The 13076-nt window shown below is 45.6% G+C and carries 10 protein-coding genes; 7 read left to right on the plus strand and 3 right to left on the minus strand.

Annotation, left to right across the window (positions count from 1 at the left end):
* Window positions 1-23: 23 nt before the first annotated feature.
* On the minus strand, window positions 24-1220 hold the full coding sequence (locus AM629_RS08125; protein WP_054477869.1) for a multidrug effflux MFS transporter: 1197 nt from the start codon (window positions 1218-1220) through the stop codon (window positions 24-26).
* 655 nt (window positions 1221-1875) lie between these two features.
* Here AM629_RS08125 and AM629_RS08130 point away from each other — a divergent pair.
* The 5 genes from AM629_RS08130 (at window position 1876) to AM629_RS08150 (ending at window position 6643) form a co-directional block, all read left to right on the plus strand.
* Window positions 1876-3126, plus strand: coding sequence for a class-III pyridoxal-phosphate-dependent aminotransferase (locus tag AM629_RS08130; RefSeq protein ID WP_054477872.1), 1251 nt, complete (start codon window positions 1876-1878; stop codon window positions 3124-3126).
* On the plus strand, window positions 3126-4187 hold the full coding sequence (locus AM629_RS08135) for a zinc-dependent alcohol dehydrogenase (RefSeq protein ID WP_054477874.1): 1062 nt from the start codon (window positions 3126-3128) through the stop codon (window positions 4185-4187). Before AM629_RS08130 ends, AM629_RS08135 begins: the two co-directional genes overlap by 1 nt.
* Before the next feature lie 13 nt (window positions 4188-4200).
* Complete coding sequence (locus tag AM629_RS08140) at window positions 4201-4833, plus strand: HAD family hydrolase (RefSeq protein WP_054477877.1); 633 nt, start codon at window positions 4201-4203, stop codon at window positions 4831-4833.
* A 62-nt stretch (window positions 4834-4895) separates the two neighbouring features.
* Window positions 4896-6050, plus strand: coding sequence for an MFS transporter (locus AM629_RS08145; protein ID WP_054477879.1), 1155 nt, complete (start codon window positions 4896-4898; stop codon window positions 6048-6050).
* Window positions 6051-6061: 11 nt separating this feature from the next.
* Window positions 6062-6643 carry a DUF1349 domain-containing protein gene (locus tag AM629_RS08150; RefSeq protein WP_054477882.1) on the plus strand — a complete coding sequence of 194 codons (582 nt, stop codon included), beginning with the start codon at window positions 6062-6064 and terminating at the stop codon, window positions 6641-6643.
* 73 nt (window positions 6644-6716) lie between these two features.
* Here AM629_RS08150 and AM629_RS08155 read toward each other — a convergent pair whose 3' ends face one another.
* A complete protein-coding gene (locus AM629_RS08155; RefSeq protein ID WP_054477884.1) occupies window positions 6717-7208 on the minus strand; it encodes a carbohydrate binding domain-containing protein in 492 nt (163 codons plus the stop codon).
* 370 nt (window positions 7209-7578) lie between these two features.
* Window positions 7579-8052, minus strand: coding sequence for a carbohydrate binding domain-containing protein (locus tag AM629_RS08160; RefSeq protein WP_054477886.1), 474 nt, complete (start codon window positions 8050-8052; stop codon window positions 7579-7581).
* A 990-nt stretch (window positions 8053-9042) separates the two neighbouring features.
* Between AM629_RS08160 and AM629_RS08170 the strand changes: the two genes are divergently transcribed.
* Both AM629_RS08170 and AM629_RS08175 read left to right on the plus strand, forming a co-directional pair.
* Window positions 9043-10707 (plus strand): ShlB/FhaC/HecB family hemolysin secretion/activation protein, encoded by a 1665-nt coding sequence (locus AM629_RS08170; protein WP_054477890.1) that lies wholly within the window; start codon window positions 9043-9045, stop codon window positions 10705-10707.
* Between the two features lie 49 nt (window positions 10708-10756).
* On the plus strand, window positions 10757-13076 hold a 2320-nt coding region (locus tag AM629_RS08175; protein WP_152911984.1), incomplete at its 3' end, for a two-partner secretion domain-containing protein.

Genomic DNA, 13076 nt, shown 5'->3' on the forward strand with positions numbered 1-13076 from the left:
GAGTCATTTCTGTGCGATAGATGTTAGGACTTTAGAGAGACGGTTTGTCCCTTAAGGCTACGATTGAGTGAACGTGTTGATAGAGCCAACAAGGCACCTAGTAGCATCACCAGCATCAGAGACTGTTTAGGGGAAAATGGTAGCATCATCGCTATCAACGAGATGATGGAGCCAATAGCCATTTGGATGAATCCTACTAATGCAGAAGCTATTCCCGCCTCGTCAGAATAAGGTTCCAGTGCATAGCTAGTCGCGGGTCCCATAACAAACGCGAGACCTGCGCAAGCGAAAGCAACCGGTAACATATAACTTAACCAGTGTTGGTTGACCATGTTTGGCAGCAGGTATATTCCTGAGAACAGAGATAGGCTGCCCAGTGCTATCAGAATTGAACCTAACAGCAAGCAGAAAGGGCGGCCAGCTCGATGAATGATTTTATTGGCAATTAGGAATGCGATCATAGTCCAGAGTCCGTTGCCACCAAAAATCAATGAGAATATGAGTGGTGAGATATGGCTTTCGGTCATTAGCACCGTTGGCGCAAATGAAATGTAAGTAATCACTATTCCCATGACAACAGCGTTGACTAGTGCAAAATGCATAAATCGAGTATTGCTGAGAATTTGATAATATTGTTTTAGTGGAATCCCATGAATTTGCTTGGTGTTTGCAGGGCGCGTTTCTGGCAGCCAGGTAGCAATAATAAACAATACAATAACGGAGTAGCAGACCAGAAACCAGAATGGTGCCCGCCAATTAAAAATTTCAGCTAAAAGACCACCGAGCAATGGAGCGAAAGCAGGAACAATATTCAACGTACTGTTAAGAAAACCGTAAGCTTTAGCGGCTTCGTCACCGTTCAGACGGTCGCGTACACCGCTGATGCAGACGATGCTGGTACAACAGACAGCACATCCTTGAATAATCCGCGCAGCGATAAAGACTTCGGAATGGGTTGAAAGTGCTGCGATCATAGAACCGAGGATGTATAAAGTGATACCCATTAAGGCAACAGGCCGACGGCCAAATTTGTCCACCAGTGGTCCGGCGATTAATTGCCCCAGCCCCATGATCAACAGAAATAAAGAAATCGTCGATTGAATAACTTCATTATTAACTTGAAAATCTTCAGCGATAGCAGGAATTGTAGGTAAAAACAGATCGATACCTAGTGGCCCAAAAAGTACCAGACTAAGTAGTAGTAGAATGTAATTTCGCATGTGTATTCTTTTGATATTTCAATAAATAGTGGTGGTTTTATTGGCAAATAGGCTCAGTGGAATGCATTCTTTAGCACGACCAAAGATCTTGGATATACCACACTATTGGCAAGTTATTTCAAGTTAGCGATAGGTATGTTCAAGGATCACGCACGGTACTGAACCCTTTACTTTTTTTGAGTCTGAACTTTATACGAGCTATTCTCCGGTGTAAACCAACTAGCTCGTGTGGGTATTTTTATATCGGTCGAGAGTCTGGCTATCTTCAGATAAAAAAGCACACCGTTTCTGACAAATCAGAAATGATCAGGAATCTTTTAGTACATATCATCATCTATCAGAGAATAGTCTCAGGTCATAAAATGCCCTTATCGCCTCAGCAGAGCCGTAAGATGGAAAATCTTTGGCACAGTTTCACAGGATTTTAAACATAATTTCTTGTCACTAACCCTATGAATCAGCAGTTCTGCTTGTAATTGACAATTCATTTAAAACAATAATGTATTTTATATAAAATACTTTAATTTTTTAAATGTTTTTTGGGTGTTTGTGGGTTTTTTGTTGATCTAAATTAATTTTAAGTCAATATTCTCTTACCTGTTAAAGATTATTGTGCTTTCTTATAGTTAGAAATGGTTAATTAAGGTATGACATCATGGAAAATGGAAAACGGTTTGAAGATATACTTTCTCGCTTTGTTGGAAACGGTCCTTATCTAGAAATAGATGGTGAAAAATATATTGATGCGGCTTCGGGAACATTTAACCTTCCACTTGGGTACACTAATCGCAGAATAACGGAAAAATTAAAACAGCAAATCGATAGATGTACACATCTAAGTTCTGCGTATACTCATGAAATGTCCCAATATATTTTGGAAAAATTAGTTAAACATACTCCTGAAGGCATTAATAAGATATGGTTGCGTGATGTTTCCGGTTCTGGTGCGGTTGAGTGTGCAATTCGTATTGCTCAAAAAGCGACAGGTCGGTCAGGGGTTATCTCCTTCTTTCTGGCTCATCATGGTCAATCCTTAGCCACAGCACAAATTTCTGGTAATGCTTTTAGAATTAAAGATTTCCATGTCAATATTGATGGTTCTTTAAAAGTTCCGACTCCTGCCAGTGTAATGTCTGAATTGGGGCCGAACACAGAGACAAATCAGTATTTTGACTTGGAACAATTTATCCAATTAGGGTCAAATGACAATATTGCCTGCTTAATCATTGAGCCTATCCAGGGAAATGGCGGAAATATCGTTTTTCCTGTCGATTTTTACCGTAAGATCAGAGAGATCTGCCATAAACATAATATTATTATTATCGCAGATGAAGTGCAGACCGGGTTTGGACGCACAGGGACATTTTTCGCCTCAACCGGTTATGCTAAAGAGCTACAACCAGATATTATTGTTTTCGCTAAGGGGGCTGGTGGTATAGGTATTCCTACCGGTGGTGTGCTGATGCGCAGTTCATTGGATGTCTTGGAATCATTCGAACATTCTAGTACATCAGGTGCTAATCCCCTTTCATTAACGGCTCTCAACGAAGTTATCGATATTATTGAAGACGAACATATTCTGGAGAATGTGCAGCGTAACGAAGCTTATTTGCGTGATGGTTTATTAGCATTACAACATAAATACCCAGAAATTACTGGTGTCAGGGGAATTGGTTATATGTTTGGCTTTGATACGCCATCACCGGAATTTGCAGCACAAGCGATTGCAATAGCGAATTCTCATAACTTGATTATCCGCGGTTCTCGTTATGGCAAAGGCCGTGCACTTAAAGTTCGTCCGCCGTTAATTTGTACTGAGGCACATTTAAACGAAATTCTGCATAAACTTGATCTGACTTTCACTGATCTGACTTTAGGGATGCTAGATAACAAGGAGGTAGCATAATGAAAGCACTTAAATTTAATCGCGTGTGGGATGTTGAAATTCGGGATGTTGAACCGTTACGCTGTGTTGAGCCTGATGATGTTGTCGTTGATATTGCGGTGTGTGGTGTTTGTGGTACAGATGTTGGGATTATCACTGGATCTTATCCTGTTGCCATTCCGGGAACCACTCTGGGTCATGAAACAACGGGTGTGGTCGCGCAAATAGGAAAGAGCGTGACTCGTTTTAATGTGGGTGACCGTGTTGTCATCAACCCAACCTATTCCTGTGGACACTGTCGGATGTGTGAGACAGGAAACCTAAATCATTGTGAGAAGAAATTGGGAACCGAAGCTGGAGTTTCCTATGACGGGGCATTTGCTGAGCAGTATCTGGCTAAAGAGAGTGCCCTGATAAAACTGGATGATCATGTCAGTATGGAAGAGGCATCTCTGACTGAACCACTTAGCTGTACATTGACTGGTGTTGACAAGCTGGCGATTACTCACACTAATATTCGTGCAGCGGTCACTGGGGCAGGCCCAATGGGGATGCTCTATATTTGGGCTTTACACGCCAGAGGTGTTAAGGCTTTCATGGTCGAGAAAAACGAAAGTCGTGTTCAGTTTGCCAGAGAAAATTTGCCGCCAGAATGTGAGCTGTATACTGATTTTGATGAAGCTTTAACACAACAATATGGTGACAAATCGGCGCTTATCGATCTATGTGTGGATACTACCGGTCAGTTGACTGAATATGTTTTCGAACATTTGGCACCCGGAGGGAAATTGTTGAATGTTGCACTTAAAGATAAACATGCCAATCTTGATATCCTTAAAATTGCCGATAAGAGCCTTTCTGTGATTGGTTCCATCGATTCTTTGAATAACAGTTTTGAGCGTGCTTATACCATGATCCGTGATGGTGTTATTCCCGCTGGTCGTCTGGTCAGCCAAGTTTTTGATTTTAATGATTACTTGCAGGCTTTTCTCACTGTGGGTTGTGATATTGCGCGCAAAAGCCAAAAACCACTGTTTACTCCGAACTGTAAAGTGCTTATTCGTATTTCCGATCTAAAATAATGGAATGTTTCACATGGATAGATTTAATGTGATTTTTGATATTGATGGAGTCATTGTTGACAGTGAACAGCTGCACTTTGATGTTCTTTGTGATTTGGCTCCTGATTACACAAAGCATGTACAACCCCAGCAACTAATTGGCCTGAGTTTAGCGGAAACGCTGGATTACATTGGGGTTCCAGCTCAGCAACAGAAAGCGATCACCACGCAAATTGTTGCTGTTTATAAGGATAAGCTGTCTCTAAGTTATCTTCGTCCGGGAATTTCTGAGCTGATATCGGTTTTACAACAGCACAATATCCCTTTTGGCTTTGTCTCTACTGCGCCGCGGGAAGTATGCCAGGCTAATATTGGATTATTGGAGCTGCACGAAAGCCCGGCTTTGATCTCTGGCGACGATGTTGTGAGAACGAAACCTCATCCCGATCCTTATCTTGCTATGTTGAAATTGAAGTCTATGGATGTTCATCAGACATTAGTAATTGAGGATACAGATTTAGGGATTACAGCAGCAACACAGGCGGGTATTCCCTATGTGTATGCCTGGCCTCATGCGTTATCTGTTGCAGAGCAATATCAGCAAGCAACCCGTGTTATTGGGGCGCTGACAGATATCCCCCAATTTTCTAAGATTAATTTGGCGTAACTTAATGCCCTCCATTATTAGTCATATCGGAGGGCATTTTATTTACATAGAAGGAACATGAGTTGTCTGATCAGAATATTATCTCTTTGGTAAAACAACCCATCATGGCGACACGCGCCGCTTTTTTTATTGCTGGTTTTAGCCTTGCAAGTTGGGCTCCCCTCATTCCTTTAGCTAAAGAACGCCTGCAACTTGATAATGGTGCTATGGGGCTTCTGATGCTGGCATTCGGTATTGGTTCCTTCATTATGATGCCGATGGCTGGAATGTTAGCAGCACGTTTCGGATGCCGACAAATTTTCACTTTATGTACTTTGTTGGTGTTAGTGATGTTGCCAGGGCTAAGCGTATTACCTACACCGCTGACGCTGGCTTGCGCTCTATTTATCTTTGGTGCTGGCATTGGTGCAATGGATGTCGTAGTAAATATCCATGCTGTTATGGTTGAGAAAATGGCCCAGCGGCCAATCATGTCTGGTTTTCATGCATTGTTCAGTCTGGGGGGAATAGCTGGTGCTGGCTCGGTTAGTACATTATTGTATCTGGGAGTATCACCTTTTCAGGTGACGATCATAGCGGTGCTACTTATTATTCTTTTGCTGCTGCCTGCATGGAGTGGATTATTGAACGAAGCAGAATCGGGTAATACACCATTCTTTGCTGTACCCCGTGGAATCGTTATTTTATTGGGTTTTCTCTGTTTTGTTGCCTATATTATGGAAGGATCAATGCTGGATTGGAGCGGTATATTATTAACCAGCGTGCATAATATTAGCAGCCATCAGGCCGGGATAGGTTATACCCTTTTTGCTATTGCTATGACATCCGGTCGCCTTTTAGGCGATAAAATCATTGCCCTTTATGGACACCGACGAGTTTTTATCAGCAGTGCTGTATTGGCTACTTCTGGATTTATCCTTATTTATTCAGCATCAACTGTAATGATATTAGGGCTTTCCTTCCTGATGATAGGTGCCGGATTATCCAATATTGCGCCGATGCTTTTTACCGCTTCTGGTCAACAGAAAATTATGCCTGATTCGTTAGCGGTTGCCGCAGTTTCTACAATGGGATATTCAGGGATCTTGTTGGGACCTGCAATTATTGGTGGGTTAGCACATATTGTGACATTACATGGTGCTTTTGCTTGTGTTGCTTTACTCTCTATTTCCTTATTTGCAGGAAATAAATTGATTAATTCAAGTGGAAGAGAATAGAGGAAGTTCCTATGGGTTTGTCACAATATCATTGGCTTAATGAACCATCTGATTGGCAATGTGGAAGTGATTGGCTTAATGTCACCACAGATCATAAGACCGACTTTTGGCAGCAAACATGGTATGGCTTTGAGCGTCATAATGGTCATGTTTTTGGGCGTTATGTTGAGGATGATTTCACTTTTCAACTCTGTATTGAAGGCTGTTTTGAACATTTATACGATCAAGCGGGAGTCATGCTATTAGTCGATGAGAAACATTGGCTGAAAGGGGGAATTGAATATTCTGATGGTCAGGCCACGATTGGTAGTGTATTGACACGTAACCATTCTGATTGGTCTATGGGAGTATTCCCCGGTAATTGCAATAAATTCTGGTTACGCCTGACCTGTGAAGAAGGGTATTTAAGGCTTCAATATTCTGTTGATGGTTTACTATGGCCACTATTAAGACTATCTCCTTTTTTTGAGGGTAAACAACGTGTCTTCGTTGGCGCAATGTGTTGTTCTCCAGAACGACACGGATTACAAGTGCGATTTTCTGATTTCAGGCTTACACCGCCAATAAAAAAACCGTTGCATGATTTAAGTTAGATGGGGTTTATCTCTACTGGGACAGGTGTTTAAAACACCCGAAGCAATGTGCTTCGGGTGTGATATATCAAAGTCAGATGCTTGCCCTTTCTAAAATAAAACCCGTAAAGTCAGCGGTTGCTTCTTCTGGAAGGCCCACAAGTTGGTCTTTCAGCATATAAACACGTAAAAGCCCTTCTTCATCTGTGTTTAATTCAACTGAACCGACCGTAAAATTGAAGCTATTTACGGCAAAAGATTCAGGGCCAAATGTGCGATTCTGTAAACCAAAATAAGCTGACAAAGCTCTTTGGGGTCTTTGTTTTGTCGATAAGCGTGCTGTACCTGTCAGTCTATATCTAACGTTAGGTTCCAGTCCTGTTATAATTTGATCAATGACACCAGCGCTGGAATAGTTTTGGATGCTAAGAAAATTAACGCCATTCTCGGATGAAATTTCTATAGTGTCAGGATTTGATATTCTCCAGCCACGGTATCCTTCATTAAATGAACCATTAACCAGCTCTTCATTAGCATTTTTTATATTTGAAAAGTTTTCGTTGTTTAGCAATCTTTTTATTCTCATAATATTAATCCTTATCTGAACGAGTAATCATTGAGTTTTTCTTAATGATTTTTTTCAACAAATACTTTATCAATAATAGGTAAATATTCAATCTTATTTTTTTGTGATTGAGAGTTGGATTTGTATTAATGAATACAAAAATAGTGATTAGGATATTGTATCGGAACTTTATACCTAATAGATTTCAAGCCGCAGTGCGGTGGCAAGTGAACGCAGCCAACAAAGCAGCAGCTTGAAAGATGAAGGGTATAGCTATATTTAGAGAAGAAATAAGGTGAATAATAATATAATATCAATGGCTATAGTATTAAAACACCCAGAGCGGTGAGCTGCGGGTGTTTTAATATCAAACTATGTCGAAGCTAAATGTTTAGGCTTTCTCTAAAACAAAACCGGTAAAGTCAGCGGTTTCTCCGTCTGGTCGAGGGCCAACCTGGTCTTTCAACAAGTAAACGCGTAAAAGTCCCTCTTGATCTGTGCTTAATTCTATCGATCCCGTTGTAAAATCGGTGCTGTTTACAGCAAAAGAGTTGGGGCCATCGGTGCGACTCTGTAAACCAAAATAAGCTGATGAAGCCCATTCTGCTGATACGCGCGCTGTACCTGTTAATTTATATTTAGTGTTAGGTTCTAATCCTTCGATAATTTGATCAATGACGCCAGAACCAGTAACGCTTTGGATTCTGATAAAGTGAACGCCATTTTCAGATAAGATTTTTACTGATTCAGGGGCTGGGATTCTCCAGCCTTTGTATCCTTCATTAAACGAGCCGTTAATCAGTTCTTTGTTGTAGTCTTTATTATCAGAATAATCTTCGTTATTCAGGGTTTCTTGTAAGTTCATATATTAATCCTTTTTAAATAAATAGAAATGAATTGAATTTCTTTAAGCGCTTTGTTTTTCGGGGGAGCACTTTATCAATAATAGGATAATATTCAATTGTATTTTTTGTTGGTGGTGAGTTGTAATTTGTATGAATTAATACAAGAATAAATGAGTTATAAGCGCTTATCCTGATAGGTGTTTATGTAGGCTAATTTGTTGCTCATGGCAAAATGCATTGTTGCAGAAATGTTATATTGAAATATTAGTCACAAAGGTAATAATTAATTTGATCTTTTAAGCGTTTTATTGCTCGAAAATAACGTTATCAATGATTGGGAAATATTAAATTGGATTTTTTATTAAATAATTTTACATAATACCACTACATTTTTACTGTTCATTTGTCTCTCTGGAAAGGGGGAAGCGGCAAATATAAATTGATTTATTTTTTCCAATAATTACTACGTATATTGGCAACGTATGATTTCAGATAATTAGTCTTAGGTGAATAAACCGGTAAAAACAGCAGATGAGATTTAGTTTTTTTCAATTCATTTATCCACTGCCCAACAGAAGAACGTACAGCACAAAACGTTTCAGCTATCAGAGTAACGCAATTGCTGTGATATTGCCTCAGCATTGCCAGACAGAGGGAAAGGTTTTTACCTGTTCGTGCAATAACAAAAATCCTCTTTTTGCAAGTGACTTTTGTCTGAAATGAGATCTGTTTTTGTGATCTGCGTCACATAATTAAACAAAAAAGTAAAATTAATTTGAAATTATTAACATTGGTTATTAAATGATTAATATTAATGCATTTTTTATATATTTTGTAACAGAATAATAACATTGGCCTGTTTTTTGTTTTAAAATATAACCCCCTGTTTTTGCTGCTATCTTAACCAAATCCCCGCTTTTAGTTATCAGGCTAATAATCAACCCCGAACATTGATCGCTAAGTGAAATTTAGGGTTAATACCGCTGCGAAATTTGTGGGATTAAGCAACAATGAAAAGCGGTATTTTGGTATTGGCAGTTTTTTGTAGCCTGGCTTCAGGCAGTCAGGCTGCCGACATGGCAGATCAACAACTCATTCATCAACAGGCACGTCAGCAAGCGCTGGAGGCTCAACTGGCTTCCCCCCCTGCGGATGTTCGCCTGTCGGTACCGGAAAAAACTGTGCCCGCCGCCTTTCCGGCGGAAGCCGGCTGTTTTCCCCTGACCCGGGTCACCCTGACAGGCACGGAGAATTTCCCGCACTGGCTGCCCCTGACGCGACTGGCACGCCAGGGCGAACACCACTGCCTCGGTACTCAGGGCATTAACCAATTAATGAACCGGTTACAAAACCGGCTCATCGACTCCGGCTATGTCACCAGCCGAATCCTGGCCCCCGCTCAGGACCTGAATTCCGGGACCTTAAAATTGGTCGTGATACCGGGCAACATCCGCCACATCCGTTACACCCCTGACAGCGGACGTCATATCCAGCGGATAACCCCGTTCCCCGCCCGTGAAGGTAAGCTATTAGATTTACGGGATATTGAGCAGGGACTGGAAAACCTGCAACGCGTGCCGACCGTTCAGGCCAATATGCGCATTGAGCCGGATGAGCAACCGGGCGAGAGCGATATTGTGCTGGACTGGCGTCAGTCCCGGCACTGGCGATTAGCCTCCTATTGGGATGATTCAGGCACGCAAAGCACCGGGCGCTATCAGGGCGGATTCACCTTCTATCTGGATAACCCGCTGGCATTAAGTGATTTGTTCTATGTCTCTGCCGGGCGCGATATCCACACCGTCGCCGGTCAGGGCAGCCAGAACGACACCCTGCATTACTCACTGCCCTTTGGCTACTGGATGGCGGGGATGACCGCCAGTCATTACGATTATCACCAGACGATAGCCGGACTAAATCAGGCGATACAATACCGGGGCAAAAGCCACAACCTGTCCGTCCAGCTCAGCCGGGTTTTGTACCGTAACGACCAGCAGAAAACCACGTTAAACAGCGAAATCTATCGTCGCACCGCCCGCAATTTTATTGATGACACCGAAATCGCGGTTCAGCATCGGGAAACCGCGGGCTGGAAACTGGGCCTGTCCCACCGTCATGACATCGGCAGTGCCACGCTGGATACCGGTGTGACTTACCAGCAGGGGATGCGCTGGTTTGGCGCCCAACCGGCCCCGGAAGAGTGCCAACATACCGGGACCGCGTTATCGAAAATCATCCAGTTTTCCGCCACCCTGTCCGGTCCCCTGCGATTATTTTCCCAGCCTTTTTCTTATCAAACCCAATACCTGCGCCAGATAAGTCCCACCCCGCTCACGCCCCAGGACCAGTTTTCCCTGGGTGGACGCTGGACAGTCCGCGGCTTTGACGGCGAGCTGACCTTATCGGCTGACCGGGGCTGGGACAGCCGTAACGAGCTGGACTGGCATACCCCGCTGCACGGGCAATCGCTGTATCTGGCACTTGATTACGGTGAAGTGGGCGGCCCGGGCAGTGAAGCCCTGCTCGGTAAACACCTGGCGGGCAGTGCCCTGGGCTGGCGGGGCCGTCTGAAAGGTCTGAACTATGACCTGTTTGTCGGCATCCCGCTGTCCAAACCCGCCGGTTTCCAAACTTCCCCGGTCACCACCGGATTCAATCTGTACTGGCAGTACTAATTCAACCTAACCGGCTGCCAACCTGTAGCCTGTGCGTGGAACCCATGTTATGAATAAACACTTATATCGTATTATCTTTAACCGCGCCCGAAATCTGCCGATGGTGGTGGCCGAGATTGCCACGGCTGGGCAAGGGAGCACCGCCCGCCGCCGTAGTCGGCCATCGGCTCAACGACTTTGCCGCTTCACGGCATTACGGCTGAGTTTATTACTGGCTTTGGGCGGGATTTCACTCACCGCACAGGCGGCGATGGTGGCCGATGGACAGGCGCCGGGTCATCAACAACCGACCATTATTTCCAGTGCCAACGGTACCCCGCAGGTCAATATCCAGACCCCCAGCGCTGCGGGCGTTTCCCACAATACCTATCGCCAGTTTGATGTCGATAAACACGGGGTTATCCTCAATAACAGCGCAAAAGCAACCGAGACCCAGCTGGGCGGGATGGTGGCCGGGAATCCGTGGCTCGCCAAAGGGGAAGCCAGCGTTATTCTTAACGAAGTCAACAGTCGTGACCCCAGTCACCTTAACGGCTGGATTGAAGTGGCCGGACGCAAAGCCGAGGTGGTGATTGCCAATCCGTCCGGCATTACCTGTAACGGCTGTGGCTTTATCAACGCCCACCGCACCACGCTCACTACGGGTGAGGCCCGGATGGAGCAGGGTCACCTGAAAGGCTTTGACGTTAATCAGGGCGAAGTGCGGATTGAGGGGCAAGGGATGGACAGCCGGCAGCAAAATTACACCGACATCATTGCCCGTGCGGTTGCCCTCAACGCCAAATTACACGCGCAGGACCTGAAAGTGACCACCGGGCGCAATCGCGTGGATGCCGCGCACCAGCATATTGAGAAAAAATCTGCGGCAGAGGATGAGAAACCCCCGCTGTTCGCGCTGGACAGCGCAGCGTTAGGCGGGATGTATGCGCATAAAATTATCCTGGTCGGCACCGAAGCCGGCGTCGGGGTACGTAACGCCGGCGACATCGGGGTACCGGCGGGGGAAGTGCGCCTCACCGCCGACGGCCGGATTGAGAACCGGGGCACTATCAGCAGCCGGGATGCCCTGCAATTAACCAGTACCGCCGGGATAGACAATCAGGGCAAACTGCTGTCGCAATCGACGGTGACCCTGCAATCAGGCGAACACCTGAACAATCGTGGTCGGGTTGAGGCACGCGGGGATATTACGGCCACGGCACAGGCGATACAGAGTGACCGCCACAGTGTCTGGGCCGCCGGACTGGATGATAACGGCCACACCACCCGCCCCGGCTCCCTGACCCTGACCGCGCAGCAGGTTCAGGCTAACGGGAAAAATCTGGCCACCGACAGGCTGACCCTGCACAGCCAGCAGATTGACCTCAGCCACAGTCAAACCGTGGCGGGTAACATTCAGCTGACCGCCGGCCAGCCGGGAATAAGCACCGCACACGCCACGGTTAACGCAGACCGCCTGACCGCCAGTACACCGGGTCAGTTTAACAACGACGGCGGCCAGTTAGTGGCGCGGGAAATCCACCTCACCACACCGGATTTATCCAACCAGCAGGGAAAAATTAACCAGACCGGCAGCGGTGAACTGACGCTCCATACCCGCACCCTGAATAACCATAAGGGGACCGTGTTCAATCAGGGGACATTGACCCTCACCACTGACCGGCTTAATAACCGTCAGGGCACGATTGCCAGTCAGGGCGAGGACCTGCATCTCACCGCGCATCAGGCCGATAACACCCAGGGGACGGTGCAACTGGCCGGTCAGGGCGCACTTTCACTGAACACCCGACACTGGCTGGGCCATCAGGGCCAGTTGCTCACCAACGGCGCCCTGACGATACAGGCTCATGATTTACAACTGAATCACGCCGTCACCCGGGCGAACAAAATCACGGTCACCGCCGACACCCTGAACCATCAGCAGGGCGTGATGCAACAAGCGGGCGCCGATAACCTGTCGCTGACGGTCAACACACTGAATAATCAGGGCGGCACGATAGCGGGCAATGGTCACCTCAACATGGACGCCTCGACCGTGGATAACCGAGAAGGTCATCTGGTGGCGGCCCAAAACGGCAATTTGACGTTAACGGTTAAAGATACGCTGGATAATCAGGCGGGTCATCTGGCTGCCGGGCAACATCTCTGGCTGACTGCCTCTGAGCTGGATAACCGACAGGGGACTATTGCCGCCACGGGCGGTATGACCACATTAACGGTCGGGAAAAGCCTGCAAAACACCCACGGCCATCTTGAAGCCAAAACCCGACTGACTACGACCAGCCAGACGTTGGATAACACCCAGGGTGTGTTGCTGGCGCAACACATTGACAGCCAGACCACAGGCCATTCCTTCACCAATACCGCCG

The sequence above is a fragment of the Photorhabdus heterorhabditis genome (assembly GCF_001280945.1).
In the GTDB taxonomy this organism is placed as follows: Bacteria; Pseudomonadota; Gammaproteobacteria; order Enterobacterales; family Enterobacteriaceae; genus Photorhabdus; species Photorhabdus heterorhabditis.